Origin of the sequence: Peribacillus folii (assembly GCF_030271255.1) — a bacterium.
Lineage (GTDB): Bacteria > Bacillota > Bacilli > Bacillales > DSM-1321 > Peribacillus.
The window spans coordinates 178,812-202,593 of the sequence record NZ_JASJOM010000007.1 but is presented as its reverse complement, the minus strand read 5'-3'; the positions used below and the strand labels follow the sequence as shown (position 1 = coordinate 202,593).

Sequence of the window (23,782 nt, the reverse complement as noted above, 5' to 3'; positions counted from 1 at the left end):
TTGAAAAGATGGCTTCTATATTGCCTTATGGCTGCATTGACTCTGGCAGGTTGTAATGCGAAAGAAGAGGACAGCAATACCGAGCGCAAGCCTGATAAAGAAGTCGCGGGCACGTTAGGTGAAGATCCGGAGGTGCTCGTGACGAATCTGCATTCGCCATGGTCGATCCAGAAGGATGGAAGTACACTGTATGTTTCAGAGCGGACAGGCTCGATAATGGAATGGGACAAGGGCAAGCTGACACGCCAACCGGTCGAGCTTAAGAAAACATTATCCTCGAAAGCGGAGGCAGGGCTGCTTGGGTTCCTATTGGCGCCCGACTTTTCTGAAAGCAGACGAGCTTATGCCTATTATACGTACGAGGATGGAAGCGGGAATTCGGTCAACCGAATCGTCTCCTTGCAAAAAAATGAGGAAATGTGGCTCGAGCGTGAAACGTTAATCGATGGAATACCAAGCGGGGACTACCATCACGGCGGCCGTCTCAAGCTCGGCCCCGATGGTTTGCTGTACGCAACAACAGGGGATGCGAAAAAACCGGAAATCGCCCAAGATATTACTTCTTTAGGCGGAAAGGTGCTGCGCATGAACCTAGACGGGACGATTCCGAACGATAATCCTTTCACGAATTCATACGTCTATTCGTACGGGCATCGCAATCCGCAGGGACTGGCCTGGGATGATGCCGGGCAATTGTATGAAAGTGAGCACGGTGAATCCGCCCACGATGAACTAAATCAAATCGATGCAGGCAAAAACTATGGCTGGCCGGAGATTCAAGGCAATGAGCAAAAACCGGATATGGTCAAACCCATGATTCATTCAGGCGAAAATACCTGGGCCCCCTCCGGACTGGCTTATTTCGATGGCAAGCTATATATCGCGGCCTTAAGAGGTGAATCGCTGAAGAGATACGATATCCAGAGCGGCAAGATGACGGATATCATTACGGATGCCGGGCGCATTCGCGACGTCTTCGCCGATGAAGAATTCCTGTACTTCATAAGCAACAATACGGACGGACGAGGAAACCCCGATGACAAAGATGACAAGCTCTATCGTTTGCCTCTAGCGCAATTGAAAGGAATTATGCCCTGAAGCATGTGACCTGTTTTTATTATTACTAGGGAAGCCCCCGCCTAATGGCGAGGGCTTCCTTAGCGCTTCCGCGACAAGGCTATTTTCATGCCAAAATAAAGAGAACCCGGCTAGAAGCAAAATCCCAATTGGCGAGTAAAGTGTCCAAACTGGCGAGTAAAAGTCCCAAATTGGCGAGTAATGCACCGGAATCGCGCAAGAAAGCAGTAATAATGCGAAGAACTCGCCCCGAATGCATGAGCAAAGCAAAAAATGGATCTGAACGGCCCAATTTTCATAAGAAAAACGCAAAATTAATAAGAATCCCGCTAACAATCGGTGCAAAATCCCAATTGGCGAGTAAAGTGTCCAAACTGGCGAGTAAAAGCCTCAAATTGGCGAGTAAAGTGATCGAATTGGCGAGTAAAAGTCCCAAATTGGCCAGTAATGCACCGGAATCGCGCAAGAAAGCAGTAATTATGCGAAGAACTCGCCCCGAATGCATGAGCAAAGCAAAAAATGGATCTGAACGGCCCAATTTTCATAAGAAAAACGCAAAATTAATAAGAATCCCGCTAACAATCGGTGCAAAATCCCAATTGGCGAGTAAAGTGTCCAAACTGGCGAGTAAAAGCCTCAAATTGGCGAGTAAAAGTCCCAAACTGGCGAGTAATGCACCGGAATCTCGAGTGGAAATCCGAAAACCCCAAGTAATGCTCCAAATCCTCAATAATTAACACAAAACTACGGAAAAACCGCATAAAACTTGAGTGACATTCCTCAAAAACAGGATAGCGACGAATATCAGATGTAAAGCGACTGCAATGGGAAAGCTTCTATAGTGGACTGGACTTTGTTTATGAAATGTTGTATAGTTACCTAGGTAACTATTTTATAGGAGGAACAGCTATGCCCTTCCATGATGGTTTTTTTCATCATAATTTACAGTTCTCGAGGTCTTTTACCAAAAAGTTGAATGAGCAATTGGCTAAGGTTGATCTTTTTCATTCTCAGTGGTTGATTGTTTTTTACTTGAATCAATATGGGTGTTCGACGCTTGTGGAAATCAGCAACTATCTCGATGTCGAGAAGCCGACGGTGACACGGACGGTGAACCGTTTGGAGGAACGTGATTTGATTGAACAAGTACCCGGGAAAGATAAGCGGGAACGGAGAATCCAGTTAACGGAGTCTGGCGTTAGGACTTTTCATGAGGCCAAGAAAGTGGTGGAGGAATTCGAGCGCCAGTTAATGAGCGGGATGGCCCAAGAGGATCTTGAGGTTACGCAACGAACCTTGATGTTCTTGAAGGAAAAATTAAAACAATTGTAAGGAAGAAGGATTTAAATATGAATCACAAACCGAAGTTGTGGACGAAGGATTTTCTGATTGTATCGTCAGCGAACTTTTTTCTCTTTTTAACCTTTTATGTGTTGATGGTGACTTTGACGATTTACACGATCGATCAATTCCATGCGTCTCAGGCGCAGGCGGGACTCGCTTCGAGTATTTTTGTCCTTGGGGCTGTACTTGTCAGGCCGATTGCCGGGAAGAAAATCGACCAGATTGGCCGCAGGAAAATGCTTTTTGGGTCCTTGATTTTATTTTTGTTAGCATCGATTGGCTATTTCATGGTCAATGGTTTGCTTCTTCTATTGATTGACCGGCTCGTTCACGGTTTCGCTTTTGGTCTTGCGACGACTGCAACCGGAACGATTGCCGCAGATATCATTCCCAATGAAAGGCGTGGGGAGGGGACTGGGTACTTTGCCATGAGTACAAACTTGGCCATGGCATTCGGTCCGTTTATTGGTTTGCTAATTACCCAGCATTTTAGTTATTCGATCATCTTCTATGCTGCCTCGGTATTTGCCGCGTTTGCTTTGGTCGCCTCGTTATTCATGAATGTGCCGGAAGGGGAAAAAGGCAGGGTCGGATCACAAAAAGGGTTTAAGATCAGTGATTACTTTGAAAAGAGCGCTTTGCCCATCTCCATTTTCATCGGCTTTGCCGGCTTTACCTATTCGAGCATCCTGTCTTATTTAACATCTTTTGCAAAGGAAATGGATTTAATGGATGCAGCGAGCTTTTTCTTCGTGGTATTTGCTGTATTCCTGCTGGCGTCACGTCCGTTTACGGGCCGGATGTTTGATATGAAGGGTGAAAATTCGGTGATTTATCCGGCCTTGGTCTTTTACGCGGTCGGCATGGTCCTGCTAAGTCAATCACATCATGGAATAACGCTATTGATAGCCGGTGCTTTGATCGGGGTGGGCTATGGTACGTTCCAATCAAGCTCCCAAGCGATTTCGATCAAGGAGGCTCCGTCAAATCGGATGGGGCTTGCCACTTCCACGTTTTTCACCATGTATGATTTTGGGATAGGGGTTGGCCCGTTCCTATTGGGATTCCTGATACCATTTACCGGGTTCAAAGGGTTATTCATAGGAATGTCGATCTTTGCTTTCATACTAATTGGAATTTACTTCTTGGTACATGGCAAAAAAGCCTCGATGAGAAAGAGAATGCAAACGGAAGAGCACTTGTCCGCTTGAATTTCAAAAAAAACCGTATAATAGTAAATAAAAGGGGAATGCTTATTATATGAATTATTCCAAAGTATCCCCCTTTTCACCGTCTGTCTAAAACAGGCGGTTTTTTCTATGCCATAAACAAAGAAACCGCCTATTTGGCGGCTTCTTCAAAATTTATAGGTCCATAATCGTTCCTTGCGGATCCATTCAAGGAAATCGGCATCCTGGTTTTCGAATTTTTCCTTCCAATCAAGCACCATTGCCTCCGTTTGGGAACGGTGGGCCGTAAAGGCTGCCACTTTTTTCTTTTCGGCTGCAGTAATGTCATGTATGATGTCGGGCTGTCCTAACTCCTCGATGCAATTATTCGAGAATGCAACACAATGGAGTTTTGGCCGTTCATTTTTCTCGATTCGTTCCACGGCACGAACCACGGCCCTTGCTGTCGCTTCATGGTCTGGATGGACGCTGTATCCGGGGTAAAACGTAATGATCAAGGATGGATTCAATTCATTGATGGCATCTGTGAAGATACCGGTCAGCTTTTCATCATCCTCGAATTCAATTGTCTTGTCGCGCAAGCCGAGCATGCGTAAATCTTCGATGCCGATTGCATTTGCTGCATCGATCAATTCCTTTTTCCTGATCTTGGGGAGCGATTCTCTTGTTGCAAATGGCGGATTTCCTAAATTACGTCCCATTTCTCCTAACGTTAAGCATAGATAGGTGACTGGTGTGCCCGCTTCTCTATGGATGGCAAGCGTACCGGAAACCGAGAAGGCTTCATCATCGGGATGTGGGAAAATGACTAAAACATGACGTTCTTTTTCCAAGGTATATTTCTCCTTCCGTCTACTTACATTGAGTGTGGTTAAAGGTAAATGGGAGTTTTCATCGGGATTCATGGTATGTCAGGATCATTCAAAGGGAGTGGGACTGAGCTGCATGGAGACGGCAAGCTTTCCGGAATAGTCAAGGCCTGCGACTAGCAATCTTCCCTGCTCATCCACTTCGAAGTGGTTTACGCCTTCAGCGTATACCCAGCCGATATTTAGCTTTAAGCCGATTCGATAGGGGCCGTCCCCGACAATCTTGCCATGTTCATATTGGATAAATGCGTTGCGAATATAAGCACCTGCCGAAAAGAAAGCTTCATCTACATGAGTGGCATAGGCACCATTTGTCGTTTCCAGGTGAAGATATACATCTTTTCCGGCGAAAGAATCAATGGCATTTTGCACCTCTGTACGGTCTATAGGTTTCATTCTAAATTTTCCTCCTTAACTGGGCGGCTAGATAAGCTTTTCCTGCTTTCCATTTTACTAAATAAACGTGAAAAAAGCGAAAAAGGCCGCTCGATGAATTGGAGCGGCCAGTTAACGTGTTGGTTTATTTTTCTGTGTTCTGCGCGATTCCGTATTTACGGTATGCCCCATGGTTGACGGGACCTACATAGTCATTCATCTTCCAGGAATGGCGAACCGCTTCAGTAATGAAGTCCTTGGCGATGTGGATGGCCTCGCGCGGGCTTTTCCCTTCAGCCAGCTGCGCTGTGATGGCTGCTGATGATGAACAGCCGGCACCGTGTGTATTGGTTGTTTCGATTTTCTCGGATTCAAGGATCTCAAATTCCGTGCCATCATATAGAAGGTCGATGGCTTTATCCAGATCAAGCTTATTTCCGCCCTTGATCAGGACATATTTGGCACCAAGAGCGTGAATCTTCTCGGCGGCAGCCTTCATATCATCGATCGTCTTGATTGGAGCCGTCCCTGCTAACTGGGCAGCCTCGAAAAGGTTAGGGGTAACCACGGTTGCACGCGGAACGAGTAAATCACGCAGGGCCACGGCTGTTTCAGGATGCAATACTTCATCTTCACCTTTACATACCATGACAGGGTCGATTACGACTTTGTCCAATTTCAACTCGTCAATTTTGCGGGCAACAAGTTCAATGATTTCCACAGAACCGAGCATTCCTGTTTTCATGGCATCGATCCCGATTGATAGAATCGTTTCGATTTGGGCCTCCAGAACATTCACTGGTGTAGGGAAAACATTATGGGACCAGCCATTTTTAGGGTCCATCGACACGATTGTCGTTAGTGCGGACATACCGTAAATGCCGAATTCTTGAAATGTCTTTAAATCAGCTTGAAGACCTGCTCCGCCGCTGGAATCAGATCCAGCAACCGTCATAGCTTTTTTCATAGTCATTATGTGACCTCCTCAGGAGAATTAAATATCGATATTATCATCATACCAGGTAATATCCCATTTTTAGAATATACCAAAATTTATTTTATGTAAAACGTAGTCATCTCCCCTATAAGCGGCCCTATTGGCTGCTATTCAAGATTCCCTCCATTATCGATGTATGGAAAAAACGGAATTCCTCCATGCATTCCATTCAATCCATGGTGTCATTATTCTCGAAGTTGCTTTAAACTATTTACATACAATGGATGCTTTTTGAGAGAATTAGTAGCTATAGCATTACCGGTGCATGCTATATTAAACGAAAAAAGGGAAGTGTGAATGGGATGGAATCGACGATGTTGCTTCTAGCCGGCGGAAAATCAAGCCGGATGGGCGAGAATAAGGCATTATTGAAAATTGATGGCGATGTGAACATTTCCAGGGTGGCATCCGAGCTGAAAAAGGTGTCCGAAAAGGTGTTGGTCATCACGAATGCATTCGACGACTATCGTTTTTTGCAGCTTCCGCTAATTGCTGATTTACATAAAGATCATGGCCCCCTTGGCGGATTGCATGCAGGGATGGCCGCATCGGCAACACAGCTCCAATTCCTTACAGCCTGTGACATGCCCTTTGTGTGTGCAGCGGCCATTAAAGAAATCATTTCTCATTATGATCCCGCATTCAATGCAGTCATTCCGGAGATAAAGGGCAGGATTCAGCCTCTCTTTGCGGTTTATCACAAAAGCTGTCTCCCTATACTGTCGGACTGTTTAATGAAGCGGGAATTGAAAATGAGCCGCTTTTTGGAAAAGCTGTCGGTGAAAATCATCAAGGAAAAAGACTTTAAGCTATATCATGAAAACCCTGAACGTTTTCAACATCTATTCTTCAATATGAATACGAGGGAAGATTATCAAGAAGCTGTCCATATTAAGCAAACGGAAGGGAATATAAAGGGTGATATAGATGAATTTTAAACTTTCAAAAGAGCCGATCGTCATTCAGGAAGTGATTGATAAGGTCGTTAAACGAGATGCGGGAGCCGTAACCACCTTTATTGGGACGGTGCGGGAAATGACCAAGGGAAAAAAGACTTTGTTTCTAATTTACGAAGCATATGAACCAATGGCGATCAAGAAATTAGAGCAAATCGGAGCGGAAATCAAGGAGCGCTGGCCTGAAGCGGACACGGCGATCACCCATCGCGTCGGCAAACTCGACATTACCGATATTGCAGTCGTCATTGCCGTTAGTACGCCGCATCGACATGATGCATATGAGGCAAATCGGTATGCGATTGAAAGAATTAAGGAAATCGTTCCGATTTGGAAAAAGGAACATTGGGAAGATGGAGAAAAGTGGGTCGGGAATCAGTTGGAAACCGTTCCGTATCCATCAGGAAAACCGAAGGAGACAGATATCCATGATTAAAGTGCTTTTATTTGCCCAATTAAGGGATGATCTGGGGAAAGAATCCATTTCCTTGGAAGGAAACAGCTGGAGTGTGGCCGAGCTGAAAAAGAAAATGACGGCGGACTATCAATTGGCAAGCCTCGAAACCGTGATGACGGCGGTCAATGAAGAATTTGCTGATGATGACACGATCCTATCGGATGGGGATATAGTGGCCTTCATTCCGCCTGTAAGCGGAGGCTGAGGGAATTGGATACGAAGGAGGAAAGGAAAGAACGGTATTCCAGGCAAACGCTATTTGCCCCGATAGGTGAGCGGGGCCAATGGAACATCCGAAAGAAGCATATTCTGCTTCTTGGGGCAGGCGCATTGGGAACTGCAAACGCCGAGGCCCTTACCCGTGCGGGAGTCGGGAAGATCACCCTCGTCGATCGGGATTATGTGGAGCTCAGTAATTTACAGCGCCAGCAATTGTATACGGAACGGGATGTCGAAGCGAGGCTGCCAAAGGCTGAGGCGGCAAAGCGTCATTTACTTGAAATCGATCATGGGGTGGAAGTGGATGCAATCATCATAGATGCCACCGCGCAAAACCTGGAGCAGCTGCTAGGTGAAGTCGATTTGATAGTGGATGCCACCGATAATTTTGAAACACGGATGATCATTAATGATTTATCCCAAAAGCTTCACATTCCATGGATATATGGGGCATGTGTCGGGAGCGTCGGCATGACCTTGACGATCCTTCCCGGTCAAACGCCCTGCTTGCACTGCTTGCTTAAAACGATTCCTATTCAAGGCATGACCTGTGATACAGGTGGCATCATCTCACCGGCAGTCACGATGGTGGCGGCCCACCAAACTGCCGAGGCCTTGAAAATCCTTTCAGAGAATTGGGAGGCAGTCCGCCCGGCGCTCGTTACGTTTGATTTGTGGCGGAATCAATACCAATCCGTCAAATTAACAAAGGCGAAAAAGAAAGATTGCCTCTCTTGCGGCGACCAGCGAACTTACCCTTTCTTAAACGGGGTAAACGAAACGAAAACAGCTGTCCTATGCGGGAGGGATACTGTGCAGGTCAGGCCGCCAAGACCAGTTAAGCTGCAACTTGATAAGCTGGCAAAAAAGCTGGATGGAAGCGGCTATGCAGTGAGATTCAATCCTTTTCTCCTATCCTGCGAAAAGGATGGAGAGCGCATTGTCATTTTCGAGGATGGCAGGGCGCTGATACACGGTACGAAGGATATGATTCACGCAAAGGCTGCCTACCAAAGTATACTAGGATAATGAATAGCGAAAAAAGGGACCCAGCGATGGGTCCCGTTTTAATATATGGGGCAAGGTTTGTCCCGGATTATTTAGAAGCGACGATGACGACTTTTCCTTCGTCAAGCACTTCTTCATAACGTTCCGCTTCCATGTCGCTGAGGCCAAGGTTGCTCATGCGATTGCGAAGCTCGTCTCCGCGTGATTTAAAGAGGTTGCCAACCGTGTCAAGGAAGCCTTGTTCCTTCATTCCGACTTCTTCCGTATTCGTATTCTCGGTAAGGTGCTTCGAACGCGTTTTATCATGAGCGAACAAATAAACATCGTCCTTCGTATAGCCTGAAGTAACTAACTCGTCGATTTTTTCCTTTGCTTGTAAACCGTTTTCTACTACATGTACTTGATACATATGAACTCCTCCTTGAATTTAGTGTAAGATTCTCTTGAATATAGGTAAATGGAATCTTGTTTATCATGATTGTTAAATAGCTATAGTAGTATATAACCTTATTTAGGGGAACGTAAACATCTCATGACAAATTCATTCAATAGGTGGTGAAGCGAAACACCTTTTGGATGCGGTATGTTAAATATTTGAACACGGGAAGGTCCTTCTGATATTCACTATAATCGGCAGTGTATACTCCGTTGCGATTTGTCCAAAGTCTTTGAAAATAGTCGGCGACATCATAGGAAATGTCTGCGTCATGCGGTGCATGGATTTCTATATTCGCTTCAAGGTTGAAGTCGTCAAGATTGCGTGAAGTGTAATTGGCGGATCCGCCAAGAACGATCGTTTCTTTTTCCTTTTTTATCATCATCAGCTTTGTATGGAACTGTTCCTTTTCGGTTTTGTACCAGCGGATCGAAATGTTTTCATCGCCCAGCTTTTCAAATTCGGCGGCAACGGGAAGATTGGGGAGGCCGATTTTTTCACTTCCGAAGGCATTTTGATTCGGGTCCAAGATCATTTGAATTTTCACGCCCCGCTGCGCTGCATCCGTTAACGCTTCGACCACCTCACGATCAGCGATGTAGAACATGGCGAGTTGGATTTTGTCGCCTTTCACCGTATCGTTTATCGATTTAAGCACATGCGTATTGATTTTCCCTTCCGTGAGCAATTGTACCGATATCGGTCCTTCCTCCGCAGATGCCTCGCTGAATTTCGGGAAGTTCTTTGGACCGCCGGAGAAATTCGAAGCCGCTTCCTCCGCTTCAACGAAATCGCCGATGATATTCCCTTTCATCTGAAATGCGATATTGGAGTGAAATCCGCTTGCGTCATGGGGATTGGCAGAAGAAATGATGGCCGTTTTCTCGGTGGCCACCACTTTTCTGTGATTGGCTTTAATGTTCATCAGTCTAAGGTAAGAGCGAATGGTGACCTTTGGAGCAGACTTGGCCATCGGATTTACGATCCACCCTTTCCCCTGTTCGCCGAACCATTGGAAAAACGTCCTGTATACACCGGAATAGAGAGGGTTCGGGTCGCGAAGCCGGTCCAAATTGGTCACGACGACATCGATGCCATTTTGTTTCATGGTTTCGAGAGCCTCCAGCTGGTATGCATTATAGGTCGTATTCACTTCATCGGTAATGAATATCACTTGAATTCCGGGTTTCTTTTTCTTTTGGGCAACCAGTTTTTCCGTCAGTGTCTTGGTTAACTTAGGGAAATTTATCTTTTCATCATAAAAATCATTAAACAAAAACATATCGATTACGATATAAGAATCTGCCTCTTCGATGGCTTTATCGATGGTTTGGAAAATTCGCTGCTCATGTTTAAGATTCCCTTCTTGATCGTGATAGGAAAGGTCATAGATGAAATCAACATCCTCGACATGATGAACCTTTCCTTCATAGGAAATGCCCTTGGGAAGGGGCTTGTAGCTGTTATAGGCGATCACTGCCGTGGTGATCAGCAAAATGCCGACAAGCAGGTAAAATCGTTTTCTTTTGTACCATTTTTTCATAGGGAATCCTCCAACATGGTTAAAATGCTTGCTAACTATCTGTTTTCCCGCTTAACGGGTATAAAAACATATATCGCGGTCTATCAAAAAGGGTAAGGTTTTTCGTTTGTTATAATATAGTTTAAAAGAAGAAAGGGGCTGTGCATATGGCAAAGCAGATATTAACAAATGATTGGTGGCCTCTATTGAAAGAGGAGTTCAAAAAAACCTATTACAGGGAGCTTAAGGAATTCATAAAACAAGAATACGCAAAAGAAGTCATCCATCCCGATCAGAATGATATTTTCAATGCTCTTCACTTTACGCCTTATGAAGGAGTAAAGGTTGTCATCCTCGGTCAGGACCCTTACCATGGACCTGATCAAGCGCATGGCCTCAGCTTTTCCGTCAAGCCGGAGGTACGCATCCCGCCTTCATTAAGGAACATCTTTAAGGAGCTGCATGCTGATTTAGGCTCTGAAATACCAGATAATGGCCACCTTGTTGAGTGGGCTGAACAAGGGGTGCTTCTCTTGAATACCGTCTTGACTGTCCGTGAGGGAGAAGCGCACTCACATCGGGGCAAAGGATGGGAAACTTTTACGAATGAAGTCATTCGCCTGCTCAATGAGCGGAAGAAACCGATCATTTTCATCTTATGGGGGAAGCCGGCGCAAACGAAAATCCCCTTAATTGATGAAAGCCGCCATAAAATCATTACATCCGTCCATCCGAGTCCGCTTTCTGCATCCCGTGGGTTCTTTGGGAGCAAACCGTTTTCCAAAACCAATCAATTTCTAGCTGAAATGGGGGAAACACCTATTGATTGGCAAATCACAAACCGTTGATTCCCATGGAAAACTGAAGCGGGTGAATGGCATGGCGTGCCGTGCCTTTCAATTCAAAACCACAAATTTGCCTTCTCTTGATGTTTTTCATTCATCGGGAAAATCATGCCTGGAATTTGCATCCAAGCAAATATGATTGAAATCGTTTTGCAAAGATGTTTTCTTGCTTGTTTTTTGCTATGCTAGTGATGAAAGTTTTGACCTGTATAGTGACGAGGTGGTAAATTTGGATATTTATTCAAGAAAAATGCTAGATAAAATCGAAGAGCTTGCTTCAAAGGCAAAACAGGCAGGTTCAGAGGAAAAGGTTCAGGGATATGTCATTGCCATTAAAGCCTTATGTGAAGTGATGGTGGATGAAAAAACGGGAAGTACCGGTATCTCGAAGCCGATCACAGTGTCCCAGCCCATTATGTCGGCTACACCGAATGTAGAGCCGGTCAAGATGGATGAAGCTAACGGAGAGTCTTTATTCGATTTTTAACCATAACGAAGGGAAGCGAAATAATAGTGAAGCTATTCATCATTTTAGGTGCAATCAATGGGTTTATTGCTGTGGCACTCGGTGCATTCGGTGCACATGGGCTCGAAGGGAAGATACCCGAAAAATATTTGGAAACATGGCAAACGGCCGTCCAATATCAAATGTTTCATGCGGTGGGTTTATTGGTGATCGGTTTATTGGCTGGTAAAATCTCTAGCCCGCTGGTTAATTGGTCCGGTTGGCTTATGCTGATAGGGATCATCTTGTTTTCGGGAAGCCTGTTCGTTCTAAGCGTTACGCAAATCAAGGTATTAGGGGCCATCACACCGCTTGGCGGAGTATCGTTCCTGGCGGCTTGGGTATTAATGGTGATTGCTGCCTATAAGTACTTGTAAGGCGGGACCGCGAAACATCTCCATGAAGAAGGGCCTCAAAATCAATAAGATCTTGAGGCCCTTTTTTTCTATCCTTCCATTCATCTTGGCGAATAGGTGGCAAGCCCAGCGCCCCCATATGGGTAGTCATATTCGATTTCTTCATCGAAGGTTATATAATCCAGATAGACCATCGGAATCAAATACCGTTTGCCTGTTTGCGGGTCGCTTATGATCAGATGGTCACGTCCTGCAGCTTCGATGATTCCTTTGAAGATCTTTGCATTCCACTCCTTATTATTTTCAAATGTTGTATAAACGGTCGCCAATTTCCCTTTGTTCAACCGCAAGATGTTTTCGATGTATGATGCTTCGACTGGAAGCATGCCCGGAACCTGTGGTCCGGATGTCGATTGATTCATCGGCATCGGGATCTGCTGCGGCGTTCCGGCTATGGTTGGCTGCTGTGGCTGGTATGCTGGCTGTTGATAGGCTTGCTGCGGGAAGGACTGTTGCTGTTGCGGCTGCTGGTAAGGTGTCTGCTGCCGTGCGTTCGACTCACTGTTTTCATTTGGGTAATATCCTCCATACGGGTAGTTACCATAAGGATTATTTTGTGACATTGCATTCCCTCCTAAAATTCAAGGCTTTTTTGATCTTGGTGGCAAAAATCCTGGTATTCCAAGCAACAGTGCGATTTATAGCGGCCGGTACCAATCCCGGCGGCTTAAAAACCCACAATGAATTTTAAACGATACGTAACGTTGCCTTTCCTGGCTTACGCGGGTAAAGTCATATCCGCTTAAAGGCTAATAATAAATAAAAATAAAGCTCCTTCACCTCGCTGGATTTAGGTACTGCCTTGGTCCGTTTGACGGTAATGCGGAATGGGACGGAAAAAATTACATTCATCACTATTGAAAATGTATGGGATGGGTGCTGGAATTATTCCATGGCCGGGGAAAATAAAAAGGAGGGCAAAAAAAAAAAGAAAAGCTCCCGGAAGCCGGAAGCTAAAGTGTCTTATACGTAAAGGAAAGAGGCGATGTTTTCTTCAGGCAGGATATTGCCTACAAAGAAAGAGCCGAACGCAGCGTAACGAGCGCTCACTTCATCAAAGCGCATTTCATACACTAATTTCTTGAATTGAAGGACATCATCCGCGAAGAGTGTAACGCCCCATTCGTAGTCATCAAAACCGACCGAACCGGAAATGATCTGTTTTACCTTGCCGGCATAGCTGCGGCCGATCAAGCCATGCGAACGCATCAAACCCTTGCGCTCTTCCATGGAAAGCATATACCAGTTATCCTCGCCATCCCGACGCTTGTCCATTGGATAGAAGCAAACATGTTTCGCCTTCGGCAGGATCGGATACAATCTGGAACGTACATGAGGGTTCTGATAAGGGTCATCCCCATCTCCTCCAGCCAAGTAATTGCTTAGCTCCACGACTGAAACGTATGAATAAGCGGGAATCGAATATTCGGCAAGCTTCGTTTTATTGAATTCGTTTTCGATTGCATTCAATTCTTCCATTGTCGGGCGGGCAAACATAAGCATGAAGTCCGCTTTCTGGCCAACGATGGAATAGAGGGCATGGCTGCCTTCGTTGTCGCTCTGTGTCATATTCCATTTATCAAGTAAACCTTGGAACTCCGAGATGGCTAGTTGGCGTTCGTCACTTGATAACGTTTTCCAAGAAGCCCAATCTATCAGACGAAAATCATGTAAACAATACCAGCCGTCCAGTGTTTGTGCTGCTTCACTCATTACGATCACTCCTAAGTCTTAATATAGCTTTACTATAACATAGTTTCAGTATAAGGACATTTAGGTCAACCCGCAAACGTCATCACTGTTTTTCGTTTTGAGCTGCGGCTGGAATTTACCGGCCTGCTGGAGTATTCTAAAAAAGATAGGGTAGGGAAGATGGTAAAATGATTAAACATATCAAACAGGGGAAACGTATCTAAAAAGGAGGAAGCGCCAGTGAGCAATTTATTTGAAATGTTGGAATCAAAAATTATGGGGCATCATTTAAAGATCGTATTTCCAGAAGGATTGGATGAAAGGATTTTGGGAGCCGCAGGCAGGCTTGCAAAAGCAAAACTTGTGACACCCGTCTTGATCGGGGATATCGGTTTGATTTCCGAAAAGGCAAAGGAACTGAAGATCGCCCTCGATGCAGTCGAAATATATGATCCAAAGAATTATATCATGATGGATGAAATGGTTGAAGCGTTTGTAAAGGTCCGTGCCGGTAAGGCCACAGTCGAACAGGCACGTGAAATGTTAAAGGATGAGAACTATTTTGGAACGATGCTCGTCCACATGAAACTGGCACATGGAATGGTGAGCGGTGCGGCGCATTCCACGGCAGACACGGTTCGTCCCGCACTGCAGATCATTAAAACAAAGCCGGGTGTCCAAAAAACATCTGGGGTCTTCATCATGGTCCGTGGGGAAGAAAGGTTCGTTTTTGCAGACTGCGCGATTAATATAAACCCCAATTCCCAGGATCTAGCGGAAATTGCCATCGAAAGTGCAAAAACTGCACAAATGTTCGATATCGATCCGCGTGTGGCGCTGCTTAGCTTTTCGACGAAGGGATCTGCCGTTTCGCCGGAGACACAGAAGGTCGTCGATGCTGTCTCTATAGCGAAAGAAATCGATCCCGAGGTTATCTTGGACGGTGAATTCCAGTTTGATGCGGCGTTCGTACCTTCGGTGGCAAGACAAAAAGCACCTGACTCCCTTATTCAAGGAGATGCCAATGTATTCATTTTCCCAAGCCTTGAAGCAGGGAACATCAGCTATAAGATGGTTCAGCGTTTGGGAGGCTTCGAAGCGGTCGGTCCGATCCTTCAAGGTCTGAACCGGCCTGTAAATGACCTTTCAAGGGGATGTAATGAAGAGGATGTGTACAAACTGGCCATCATTACTGCCGCGCAGGGGTTTGTCGTCCAGTAACAATAACGGCAGCGAGAGAACATGTAAAGGAAGATTCATATGAGTGAAACAGGTTCATTACTAATGCAGCAAAAGTGGCGGGTGATTGATCAATCTTCCGTAGGTCCCCAGTTTCCAGCTCTGGAGTCCTTTGCTATGGATGATACATTATGTGCATCCGTGGGATCAGGTAACTCAGCGGCGGTGGCAAGGGCGTGGGTGCACCATAGAACCGTCGTCATGGGTATCCAGGACACGAGGCTGCCTTTCCTTAAAAAGGGTTTGGATCAATTGGAGGAACACGGTTTCAAGGCCATTGTCCGCAATTCCGGGGGACTGGCCGTCGTGTTGGACGAGGGGGTCCTTAATCTCTCTCTTATTTTTCCTGAAAACGAGCAAAAAATCGAAATCAACCGTGGCTATGATGCGATGTGGGAGCTTGTTCAATTGATGTTTGCCGATTTTCCGGTCACGATGGAGGCAAGGGAGATCGTCGGCTCCTATTGTCCGGGAAGCTACGATTTAAGCATCAATGGACAAAAATTTGCCGGCATATCCCAACGGAGGATCCGCAATGGGGTAGCGGTGCAAATCTATTTGTGCGTCAATGGAAGCGGGGCGGAACGCGCGAATCTCGTGAAAGGATTCTATAAAGCAGCCAAAGCTAATGCAGAAACGAAGTTCGCATATCCCGATATCGTCCCTTCCGTCATGGCATCTCTTTCAGAATTGCTGGGCGTGCAATGGAGTGTCCAGGACGTGATGCTCAGGTTCCTGACAGTGCTGAGGGAGCATAGCGGCCGGATATTCTCCGATACGCTTACCGCCGAGGAATGGCCGCTGTATGAGGCATATTTGACAAGAGTGCTGGAACGAAACGATAAAGTGTTCGCTTCATTATTAAATGTTTGAATGTGGAAAGCCGTATCCGTGCAGGAACGGCTTTTTTCATTTCATACGATTTTAGCATTCACCCAAACTTTGATAAGGAAAAAGAGCCCCATTCTTTTAAGGCTCCCTTTTTCAATCCGTCTTTTTGCAATTGGCTCAACTTGCGGTAAGACAGCCAGCGCTTCATATCACTCAGCCATTTTTTCCAAATTACCATTCCGGTCCATCTTGAATTTCGTTGCCGGACGTTCTTCTTCCTCTAACAAGACGAGTTTTCTTGCCCGGTTCATGATATTCATCAGAGTTTCATAATCTTCCTGCATCAAGCCGCTATTTTGTTCGAGATGGCTGATTTTATTCTCCAGTTCTTCATTCCGCTTTTTTAGCCCCTTGATTTCAAGCTTCAATCTTTCATTTTCGGTTTTTAGTACCTCGGTCTGAACCGTATGCCCATTCATAGATTCCAAATAGGCGATGACGGTATCGAGGTTCAAGGCCCTGTCCGTCGCTGCCTGCGTGCTCCGGACCTTAGGCGCCAGTGCTTCAGCCACTACGAATTCTTCAGCCGTTTCATAACTGCCAGCCACCGCTTCCGTTTCCGGCTCTAGCTCCCCTTCTTGTACTTGGGGAACCATGATGTCGGAAATGGTAGGGGTCGGCGGTGTATATAGCAGCCGCTTTTTCGCCGCTTGATCCTTTCCAAGGATCCTTTGCCGCTGCTTTCGCTGTTTCTTGGCAAGGGAAAGCGCTTTATCGTAATTATGGCGGACCACCGCATTCCAGCGGAATCCACAGGCAGCAGAGGTGCGGTTCAGCTTATCTCCTACTTCTTCGAATGCATTCAGCTGTGTGCTTCCTTCCCGCACATGGCGCAATACCGTTTCTGCCAAAAGTAAATCATCTTCTTCTGTCCAGGCGTCTTGACGAACCTTCATTTCTACATACTCCCTTTCTGGTAACTTTTAAAATGAATAACTATATAAAATATCGTGTGGCCATGATTTAAGCTGTGTTCTACTAGCATTCTGGACAAAATCTGGATTTTTTATACAAAAAGGTTGAAAGGATACTAGTTTTTTGATTGATTACATCTTTTCCATGCTCTTTCGCCCGGCAAGTCCACTTGAAATTCATAGGTAGAAGCGGTAAAATACCTTTTAGCCATATAATTGGATGAAAAATAGTTTGTCATGGGAAGGATGGTGACCGGAGGATGTCCAATGAATTCAGGGTGTGCGACGATTGCTTGGCGGTGAATATCAAGACGCTGGTCCCCCGTCTTGAAAAGCTTGATCCCGACGCGAAAATTGAAGTGGGCTGCCAATCCTATTGCGGTCCAGGCAGAAAGAAATCATTTGCCTTTGTCAATAAACGTCCGGTTGCAGCACCGACAGAAGACGAGTTACTAGAAAAAATCACTAAAAAACTAAAGTAATATCCATGCAGGATTGCTTTTTAATAAATGGAACAGGCTGTATCACCCAGATTGAAACTTACTGCGGTGATTTTTTATTTTCTTGTTTTCAGGACGAAACCAAATGGAATCTTCCGTTTTCTTACAAAATGACCCCGCTTGCTAGTAAGGGGAATGTTAGGGTTTTTTGTCAAAACGCGCTATAATGGATGAATCGAGATTATGAAAAAAGAGGGTAGTTCATGGAATATTCCCGCGAAAAATTACAAGAAGAAAAAGTATTCAAGGACCCGGTGCACCGGTATATACATGTTCGTGACCGGGTTATATGGGATTTGATCGGAACGAAGGAATTCCAGCGCCTTAGAAGGATCAAGCAGCTGGGAACGACGTATTTAACCTTTCATGGTGCTGAGCATAGCCGGCTCAGCCATTCGCTTGGAGTTTATGAGATTGTCCGGAGGATTGTCGATGATGTTTTCGAAGGAAGGCCGGAATGGAAGCCGGAGGAACGTTTACTATCATTGTGTGCAGCCCTGCTGCATGATTTGGGTCACGGCCCATTCTCTCATTCTTTTGAAAAGGTATTTGACCTCGACCATGAGCAATTCACCCAACAGATAATCGTCGGCGACACGGAAGTGAATAAGATCCTCCTTAAGGTCGGCCGTGATTTTCCTAAAAAAGTGGCTGAGGTCATTGCAAAAACCTATAAAGGCAAATTGGTGGTCAGCCTGATCTCCAGTCAGATCGATGCTGATAGGATGGACTATTTACAGCGTGATGCTTACTTTACCGGCGTGAGCTATGGACACTTCGATATGGAAAGGCTGCTTCGTGTCATGAGGCCGAGGGAAGAGCATGCCGTGATTAAACAAAGCGGGATGCATGCAGTGGAAGATTATATCATGAGCCGCTATCAAATGTATTGGCAGGTTTATTTCCATCCGGTCACGAGAAGTGCAGAGGTCATTCTTACCAAGATCCTGCATAGGGCAAAGCATCTTTACGAAGCAGGTTATGAGTTTGCGCAGGAACCGCACCATTTTTATTCATTATTCAAGGGGGAAGTGACCTTAGCTGACTACTTGAAAATGGACGAAGCGGTGATGCTCTATTATTTCGAGGCTTGGGAAGAAGAGAACGATGCGATTTTAAAAGATTTATGCACGCGCTTCGTTAACCGGAAACTATTTAAATATGTCGAATTCCATCCTTCTAACAATCAGATGAACAGATTGATGGAATTGAGGACGCTATTCAAAAAGGCAGGGATCGATCCGGATTATTATCTCGTCGTCGATTCCTCGTCAGATCTGCCGTATGATTTTTACCGGCCGGGTGAGGAAGAGGAAAGATTGCCGATTCACTTGCTGAAAAATAATGGCGAAATCCGTGAATTGTCGCGTGAATCCGAAATCGTCGACGCCATTTCAGGCAAAAGGAGAACGGACCATAAGCTGTATTATCCAGCAGATCTATTGCGTGATGAATCGACGAAGAAAAATATAAAAAAACAGATTCGTGAGCTTTTGGAGCTAGCGGATTGAAGTGGTACATTTTTGGTGAGGAGTGACGAGCCTTGTTTAAGGATCATGCAAATATTATCAATGCAATTTCTACTGCCGGTGAAATCTCGGGTCGGAAAAAATTACAAAAAATCGTGTACATCGCGAAAAAGCTTTCGTTTCCTTTCCACGAGAAGTTTCAGTTTCATTTTTATGGGCCGTATTCGGAGGAGCTGACCTTACGGATTGAAGAGCTTTGCGAGATGGGCTATTTGAATGAGGTAAGGGAAAAAAAGGCAGGATATTATCAATATTGCTATTCAATAACCGATGCGGGCCAGGACTTCCTATCGATACAGGAAGTGGAGATGCCTGCCCTTGAGGCATGCTTACTTGATATGAATGAGCAGAATGCCCGGTTTTTGGAGCTGGTTTCAACGGTGTTATATTTCGACACGCTCGAAAAAGCGGAAGTCACCGAGAAGATTTTCACACTGAAAAGCAAACAAAAATATACACTGGAAGAAATTGATGAAGCATATGCATATATTGACCAGTTAAAAACAAAAGCCAAGCCCAATTGAGGCATACCCCTTGTTAAGGGCATAAAAAAAGCTGTCTGTATTTTGCAGGCGGCATCTTTTTTAGGTTCAACTATCTTCACCGACCTTTGTTGCGGAGTTGTATAGGAGGATCTTTGATATGAATGATTTAAAGAGTCTTTCATAAAGTAAATGAAACCGTTTTTGTCATGTAGCCTATTAAGATAATCTAAAATTTATCGTCTGTTCAACATTTCGGGAAATGGAATTTATATCTACATGTTAAAACTGAGTGGATTAAATCAGCAATACTGAAGGCAATGGAGACTCCATCATCATTTTCACTCAGAGTGGATTGGAACGGAGGGTGCGAGACTCCCGCGGAAAGGGACCGCCTGCAGTGAAAAGGAACGGTCAATATACAGCTTCTCCTAGTCCAATCGACGTGTTTTCCCCTATGTTAAACAAAAGTGCCCTGCAGGATGGATCTTTTTTCAAAGGGTCCATCCTGCAGGGTACATTTTAAATGAATGACTTAGCTTTCCCCGTTATGTAAAACTCATAGGTCGCTTTTGCGGACACCGGCTACTGCCAAGTGGTTTTTTGACATTTCTTCAATGAAAATCGTCACGGCTTCTGCCGGTGCTCCGGTTGTTTCCGTAACTGCCGCGGTCACCTTTTCGACTAAAGCCTTTTTTTGTTCATCCGTGCGTCCTTCAAGCATTTTGACTGTTACATATGGCATCATGATCCCCCCTTTCGTTCTTATCTTGTAAGTGTTTCACAACAAAAAAAGAATTGCAAGACACGGAAGTCAGAGTTTTTTTCACTTCTTGGTCTTTTGATGTATACTAACGGTAATATATATTGGGGGAGAAGCTATTGGATCAATTAGAACGGTTTCTGCATTACGATTTGGAAGAACTTCCTTATGTCATCGTGTCATTGTTGATCGCATTTACGGTTCATGAGTTTTCACATGCGTATGTGGCCTATAAGTTCGGTGACCCGACTGCAAAGAATGAAGGACGAGTGACGTTGAATCCAGTTTCCCATTTGGATCCGATCGGCACGTTGCTGATATTGATCGCCGGTTTCGGTTGGGCAAGGCCTGTTCCGGTCAATCGTTTTCATTTCAAGAATCCGAAGTTGGCGGGAGTGCTTGTCTCTTTTGCCGGTCCGTTCAGTAACCTGATCATTGCCATCTTGGGATTTGTGATCTTTTACGGATTGCTTGCAGCAGGCGTTGGACCTGATTTGCCTTTTTTCGTCCAGCCCTTCTTGAATGTGCTCATCAACTTGAATGTCCTATTGTTTGTATTCAACCTGATACCGCTGCCGCCGCTTGATGGATACCGGATCATCCAGGATATTGTTTCGGCGGACCTGCGGGCAAAAATGACCCAGTATGAACAATATGGGTCGCTGATTTTTTTGATCTTGATCATCACGCCGCTGAGCTACTATACAATCAGGCCGATTTTGGATACGGGCATCAGATTTGTAGGAGATACATTGAGTCAATTTTTTTCACTTTTGTTTTTTTAACCGATAAGAATGACAAACATAAAGGAGGATATGAATATGGAAGAGCAACCAAAGAAAAAGGTAGGCTTCAATATCATCAAAAATGATCCTACTGAGGGTCATGGCGGATACGGGGCCGGGGTTTTGACCCTTGATAACATTTCACCGATCATCATTGATGTCGATGCAGGAGAAGCCGAAGTGGATATCGGTGCGATGCATGCAAGAAGTGTCGTGGAAAAAGGGATCAAATTCCTGAAAACGAAAGAAGAGGTCCCGAATGCAAAGCCTTACTGGCTTGTTTGGGTGACGATCGAAGCCACTCAAAACGGTCCGCATTATGCAGGTGTGACTGCCTGTGAGATGATGGTCGACCGTTCGATCAGACGTGGCTACAAATCCCTTCCGGAGCATGTTAACCGGATGGATAAATCGCTTAAACGGCATATCATCGTCGAGGACATGGATGATAAATCAAAACGTATCCTGGCAGATTTCCTGAAAAACCATGATGCAGGAATGTGGGAGCGTTCTTCGGCGAAACTCAAGGAGTCATTGGCGGTTTGAATATGATTTGCATGTGTGATTGAAGTTTAGTGAAAATTGCACTTGTAGGAAACGGATAAAATCAGTAAACTTAAAGACAGCAGTTTAGACACTGTGGAACTAGGACAGAAAAAACCCGAAGCCGCTAGCCGCTTCGGGTTTTTTCGTTAATGCCAAGGCTTCAGGATCCTTTTGTACCAGGGGTTCTTTTTTTGTTCTGATTCGTCAGGGACATGTGCAGGCTGTTCGCCTTTAAAATGCTCTGCACAGTATTCGATAGGTTCCGTTCCCTTCACATAATAAGTCAATCTTGAGACGGGGCAATCCTTTGTTGCCAATTTGCCGCTTGCTGGATTCACTTTGACCCCGACTACGTTTTTCGTTTCCTTAAACGGTTTGGCCGGTGTTCCCTGCAGGCCTTTTTCCATGTAGGCCGCCCAGATTTTCTTTGCATAGCTTTTCTCTGCGGGATTCTCGATTTTTTTCCCTTGATCATAGCCAGTCCAGACTCCTGCGACAAGTTCCGGTGTGTATCCGATCATCCAGCTATCAGTCGGGGTAGAGCCTGATTTGCCGGCGTATGGGCGGTTCAGCTGGGAGCTGATGGTGCTGCCGGTAACCTTGGTATAGCCATTTAAGGTTTCATCGAAAACCCCGGTTAGCATCTGGGTCATCACGAACGCTTTATCCGGATCGAGAACCTGTTCCGGCTTCTTATTTTGCGCAAAGATGACTTCCCCTTTTTGGTTTTCAACCTTTTTAATGAAAATGGGCTTAACCTTCTTGCCGCCGTTAGCGATTATGCTGTAGGCATTGACCATTTCAATCGCCCGCACACCAGAGGTGCCGAGTGCCAGCGATGGCACGGCAGCCATTTTTGCCGTTATGCCAAAGCGGCGCGCCGTATCGACCAAGGTTTGTTCCCCAAGGAACAAATGTGTTTTCACGGCGAAAATATTATCTGAAAGAGCAATGGCCTGGGCCATCGTGATTTCGCCTTCCGCATATTGATGATTGTAATTATGCGGTGTATAGGATGATTGACCACCATCGAACGTGAAGGTAGTCGTCTCGCTTTTTAAGGTGGTAGAGGGCGTGAAGCCATTCTCCAGCGCAGAATAATAAAGCAGCGGCTTCATCGTGGAGCCTGGCTGACGGACGGCTTGTGTAGCCCTATTGAAAGGCGACTCCCCATAATCCCGTCCACCGACCAATGCCCTCACTTCTCCTGTAGCTGGATCCATTGCCACGATCGACGCTTGAATGCCTGACGAATCGGGTATAGTACTGGAAACAACATTTTCGGCAACCTTCTGCTGGGCTTCATCGAGAGTCGTATACACCTTAAGCCCGCCAAGCTCGATCGTCCTGTCATCCAAATGTAGCTGTGATTTCAAAGCCTGCTTGACCGCATCCTGGAAATAGGGAGCGGTTTTATTGGTGACCGTTCCATGCTCGCCTTTTAATGTAAGCGGGGCTTGCAGGGCTTCGGTGATATTTTTTTCTGCAACGTAGCTTTTGTTTTTCATGGCCTGCAGGACAACCCTTTGCCTTGATTTCGCCTTTTCGAGGTTATCCAATGGCGAATAGTTTGATGGCCCTTTAGGTATCCCTGCCAGCATGCTGGCCTCAGCTAGATTAAGGTCCAGGGCATCCTTGCCAAAGTAATACTGGCTTGCAGCCTGGGCCCCATATGCGCCATGGCCATAATAAATCGTATTTAAATAGCCTTCGAGGATTTCCTTTTTGGAATAGTTCATTTCCAAACGGATTGTATAGAAGGCCTCATTGAATTTGCGGGACCATGTTTTATCATGGCCAAGAAACAGATTCCGTGCATATTGCTGCGTTATGGTGCTTGCACCCTGAACCTTGGACATTGCCCGGATGTCCGCAAGAATGGCTCCGCCGATCCGCTTCATATCAAATCCATTATGAGTGTAAAATTGGCGGTCCTCCACAGCGACAGTCGCTTTGATGAGCTGGGGTGAAATGGCATCCATCCCTGCCCAGTAGCGCTTCTGGCCATTATCCGTTTCACCGATCACATTCCCATCCTCGCTATAATAGAGGGTGGATTGCGGCACGGCCAATGGCGGCGGCCCTAATATTTTGGCATAAGCGAGTAAAGAGAGAAGCAATACAAAGAGTATGGTGAGCCCGATTGCGGCAAGGAAAATGATGGCCCTTACATATTTGGTCGTCTTTTTAAATCGTTCGCTTGGAATCAATTCCATTGCTTTCAC

Annotated in this window: 28 protein-coding genes; 18 read left to right on the top strand and 10 right to left on the bottom strand. The window is 45.5% G+C overall.

Annotated features, from left to right (window positions below):
* The 4 genes from QNI08_RS13760 to QNI08_RS13745 all read left to right on the top strand — a co-directional run bounded on the left by QNI08_RS13760 (position 1) and on the right by QNI08_RS13745 (position 3,632).
* Positions 1-1,098: a PQQ-dependent sugar dehydrogenase gene (locus QNI08_RS13760; protein ID WP_285767985.1), complete on the top strand. Its 1,098-nt coding sequence runs from the start codon at positions 1-3 to the stop codon at positions 1,096-1,098.
* Positions 1,099-1,142: 44 nt separating this feature from the next.
* Entirely contained in the window at positions 1,143-1,814 is a 672-nt protein-coding gene (locus QNI08_RS13755; RefSeq protein WP_285767984.1) for a hypothetical protein, read from the top strand.
* Positions 1,815-1,986: 172 nt separating this feature from the next.
* Positions 1,987-2,409 carry a MarR family winged helix-turn-helix transcriptional regulator gene (locus QNI08_RS13750; RefSeq protein WP_285767983.1) on the top strand — a complete coding sequence of 141 codons (423 nt, stop codon included), beginning with the start codon at positions 1,987-1,989 and terminating at the stop codon, positions 2,407-2,409.
* A gap of 17 nt (positions 2,410-2,426) precedes the next feature.
* On the top strand, positions 2,427-3,632 hold the full coding sequence (locus QNI08_RS13745) for an MFS transporter (RefSeq protein ID WP_285767982.1): 1,206 nt from the start codon (positions 2,427-2,429) through the stop codon (positions 3,630-3,632).
* Between the two features lie 146 nt (positions 3,633-3,778).
* Here the strand turns inward: QNI08_RS13745 and bshB2 are convergent, their stop codons facing one another.
* The 3 genes from bshB2 to pdxK all read right to left on the bottom strand — a co-directional run bounded on the left by bshB2 (position 3,779) and on the right by pdxK (position 5,828).
* Positions 3,779-4,444, bottom strand: a complete 666-nt coding sequence (gene bshB2, locus QNI08_RS13740) for a bacillithiol biosynthesis deacetylase BshB2 (RefSeq protein ID WP_285767981.1) — start codon at positions 4,442-4,444, stop codon at positions 3,779-3,781.
* 84 nt (positions 4,445-4,528) lie between these two features.
* Positions 4,529-4,876: a YojF family protein gene (locus tag QNI08_RS13735; RefSeq protein ID WP_285767980.1), complete on the bottom strand. Its 348-nt coding sequence runs from the start codon at positions 4,874-4,876 to the stop codon at positions 4,529-4,531.
* A 124-nt stretch (positions 4,877-5,000) separates the two neighbouring features.
* Positions 5,001-5,828 carry a pyridoxine/pyridoxal/pyridoxamine kinase gene (pdxK, locus tag QNI08_RS13730; protein WP_285767979.1) on the bottom strand — a complete coding sequence of 276 codons (828 nt, stop codon included), beginning with the start codon at positions 5,826-5,828 and terminating at the stop codon, positions 5,001-5,003.
* A 326-nt stretch (positions 5,829-6,154) separates the two neighbouring features.
* Here pdxK and mobA point away from each other — a divergent pair, with 326 nt between their 5' ends.
* From mobA to QNI08_RS13710, 4 genes are read left to right on the top strand one after another with little or no spacing between them, the layout of a single operon-like run.
* The gene (gene mobA / locus QNI08_RS13725; RefSeq protein ID WP_285767978.1) at positions 6,155-6,790 is read left to right on the top strand and encodes a molybdenum cofactor guanylyltransferase; all 636 of its coding nucleotides are present in this window, start codon (positions 6,155-6,157) and stop codon (positions 6,788-6,790) included.
* Positions 6,780-7,244 carry a molybdenum cofactor biosynthesis protein MoaE gene (locus QNI08_RS13720; protein ID WP_285767977.1) on the top strand — a complete coding sequence of 155 codons (465 nt, stop codon included), beginning with the start codon at positions 6,780-6,782 and terminating at the stop codon, positions 7,242-7,244. The genes mobA and QNI08_RS13720 overlap by 11 nt, the downstream gene beginning before the upstream one ends.
* A complete protein-coding gene (moaD, locus tag QNI08_RS13715) occupies positions 7,237-7,470 on the top strand; it encodes a molybdopterin converting factor subunit 1 (protein ID WP_285767976.1) in 234 nt (77 codons plus the stop codon). The genes QNI08_RS13720 and moaD overlap by 8 nt, the downstream gene beginning before the upstream one ends.
* 5 nt (positions 7,471-7,475) lie before the next feature.
* Entirely contained in the window at positions 7,476-8,513 is a 1,038-nt protein-coding gene (locus QNI08_RS13710) for a MoeB/ThiF family adenylyltransferase (RefSeq protein WP_285767975.1), read from the top strand.
* Between the two features lie 67 nt (positions 8,514-8,580).
* Here the strand turns inward: QNI08_RS13710 and QNI08_RS13705 are convergent, their stop codons facing one another.
* Entirely contained in the window at positions 8,581-8,901 is a 321-nt protein-coding gene (locus tag QNI08_RS13705; protein WP_285767974.1) for a YflT domain-containing protein, read from the bottom strand.
* A gap of 136 nt (positions 8,902-9,037) precedes the next feature.
* Positions 9,038-10,471, bottom strand: coding sequence for a phospholipase D family protein (locus QNI08_RS13700; protein WP_285767973.1), 1,434 nt, complete (start codon positions 10,469-10,471; stop codon positions 9,038-9,040).
* A gap of 146 nt (positions 10,472-10,617) precedes the next feature.
* Here QNI08_RS13700 and QNI08_RS13695 point away from each other — a divergent pair, with 146 nt between their 5' ends.
* From QNI08_RS13695 to QNI08_RS13685, 3 genes are all read left to right on the top strand, one after another.
* Positions 10,618-11,298, top strand: coding sequence for a uracil-DNA glycosylase (locus QNI08_RS13695; protein WP_285767972.1), 681 nt, complete (start codon positions 10,618-10,620; stop codon positions 11,296-11,298).
* 226 nt (positions 11,299-11,524) lie between these two features.
* Positions 11,525-11,782: a YwdI family protein gene (locus QNI08_RS13690; RefSeq protein WP_285767971.1), complete on the top strand. Its 258-nt coding sequence runs from the start codon at positions 11,525-11,527 to the stop codon at positions 11,780-11,782.
* Between the two features lie 26 nt (positions 11,783-11,808).
* Positions 11,809-12,177, top strand: a complete 369-nt coding sequence (locus QNI08_RS13685) for a DUF423 domain-containing protein (RefSeq protein ID WP_285767970.1) — start codon at positions 11,809-11,811, stop codon at positions 12,175-12,177.
* Positions 12,178-12,257: 80 nt separating this feature from the next.
* On the opposite strand, the gene gerQ is transcribed toward QNI08_RS13685, so the two are convergent.
* Positions 12,258-12,779 (bottom strand): spore coat protein GerQ, encoded by a 522-nt coding sequence (gerQ, locus tag QNI08_RS13680; RefSeq protein WP_285767969.1) that lies wholly within the window; start codon positions 12,777-12,779, stop codon positions 12,258-12,260.
* Between the two features lie 400 nt (positions 12,780-13,179).
* Positions 13,180-13,929, bottom strand: a complete 750-nt coding sequence (gene hemQ, locus QNI08_RS13675) for a hydrogen peroxide-dependent heme synthase (protein ID WP_285767968.1) — start codon at positions 13,927-13,929, stop codon at positions 13,180-13,182.
* A gap of 219 nt (positions 13,930-14,148) precedes the next feature.
* On the opposite strand from hemQ, the gene pta reads away from it, so the two are divergent.
* Together pta and lipL are read left to right on the top strand one after the other, a co-directional pair.
* Positions 14,149-15,129, top strand: a complete 981-nt coding sequence (gene pta, locus QNI08_RS13670) for a phosphate acetyltransferase (protein ID WP_285767967.1) — start codon at positions 14,149-14,151, stop codon at positions 15,127-15,129.
* A gap of 39 nt (positions 15,130-15,168) precedes the next feature.
* Positions 15,169-16,020, top strand: a complete 852-nt coding sequence (gene lipL / locus QNI08_RS13665; protein WP_285767966.1) for an octanoyl-[GcvH]:protein N-octanoyltransferase — start codon at positions 15,169-15,171, stop codon at positions 16,018-16,020.
* Between the two features lie 167 nt (positions 16,021-16,187).
* On the opposite strand, the gene QNI08_RS13660 is transcribed toward lipL, so the two are convergent.
* On the bottom strand, positions 16,188-16,934 hold the full coding sequence (locus tag QNI08_RS13660) for an RsfA family transcriptional regulator (protein WP_285767965.1): 747 nt from the start codon (positions 16,932-16,934) through the stop codon (positions 16,188-16,190).
* A gap of 278 nt (positions 16,935-17,212) precedes the next feature.
* On the opposite strand from QNI08_RS13660, the gene QNI08_RS13655 reads away from it, so the two are divergent.
* The 3 genes from QNI08_RS13655 to QNI08_RS13645 all read left to right on the top strand — a co-directional run bounded on the left by QNI08_RS13655 (position 17,213) and on the right by QNI08_RS13645 (position 19,505).
* Positions 17,213-17,434, top strand: a complete 222-nt coding sequence (locus QNI08_RS13655; RefSeq protein WP_285767964.1) for a YuzB family protein — start codon at positions 17,213-17,215, stop codon at positions 17,432-17,434.
* A 221-nt stretch (positions 17,435-17,655) separates the two neighbouring features.
* A complete protein-coding gene (locus QNI08_RS13650) occupies positions 17,656-18,963 on the top strand; it encodes an HD domain-containing protein (protein WP_285767963.1) in 1,308 nt (435 codons plus the stop codon).
* Positions 18,964-18,995: 32 nt separating this feature from the next.
* Positions 18,996-19,505, top strand: a complete 510-nt coding sequence (locus tag QNI08_RS13645) for a YwgA family protein (RefSeq protein WP_285767962.1) — start codon at positions 18,996-18,998, stop codon at positions 19,503-19,505.
* A gap of 517 nt (positions 19,506-20,022) precedes the next feature.
* Here QNI08_RS13645 and QNI08_RS13640 read toward each other — a convergent pair.
* Positions 20,023-20,208, bottom strand: coding sequence for a 2-hydroxymuconate tautomerase (locus QNI08_RS13640; RefSeq protein WP_034315897.1), 186 nt, complete (start codon positions 20,206-20,208; stop codon positions 20,023-20,025).
* Positions 20,209-20,345: 137 nt separating this feature from the next.
* On the opposite strand from QNI08_RS13640, the gene QNI08_RS13635 reads away from it, so the two are divergent.
* On the top strand, positions 20,346-21,011 hold the full coding sequence (locus tag QNI08_RS13635; protein ID WP_285767961.1) for a site-2 protease family protein: 666 nt from the start codon (positions 20,346-20,348) through the stop codon (positions 21,009-21,011).
* Positions 21,012-21,047: 36 nt separating this feature from the next.
* On the top strand, positions 21,048-21,557 hold the full coding sequence (locus tag QNI08_RS13630) for a YwhD family protein (RefSeq protein ID WP_285767960.1): 510 nt from the start codon (positions 21,048-21,050) through the stop codon (positions 21,555-21,557).
* A gap of 146 nt (positions 21,558-21,703) precedes the next feature.
* On the opposite strand, the gene QNI08_RS13625 is transcribed toward QNI08_RS13630, so the two are convergent.
* Positions 21,704-23,773 carry a transglycosylase domain-containing protein gene (locus QNI08_RS13625; RefSeq protein WP_285767959.1) on the bottom strand — a complete coding sequence of 690 codons (2,070 nt, stop codon included), beginning with the start codon at positions 23,771-23,773 and terminating at the stop codon, positions 21,704-21,706.
* Positions 23,774-23,782 lie beyond the last annotated feature (9 nt).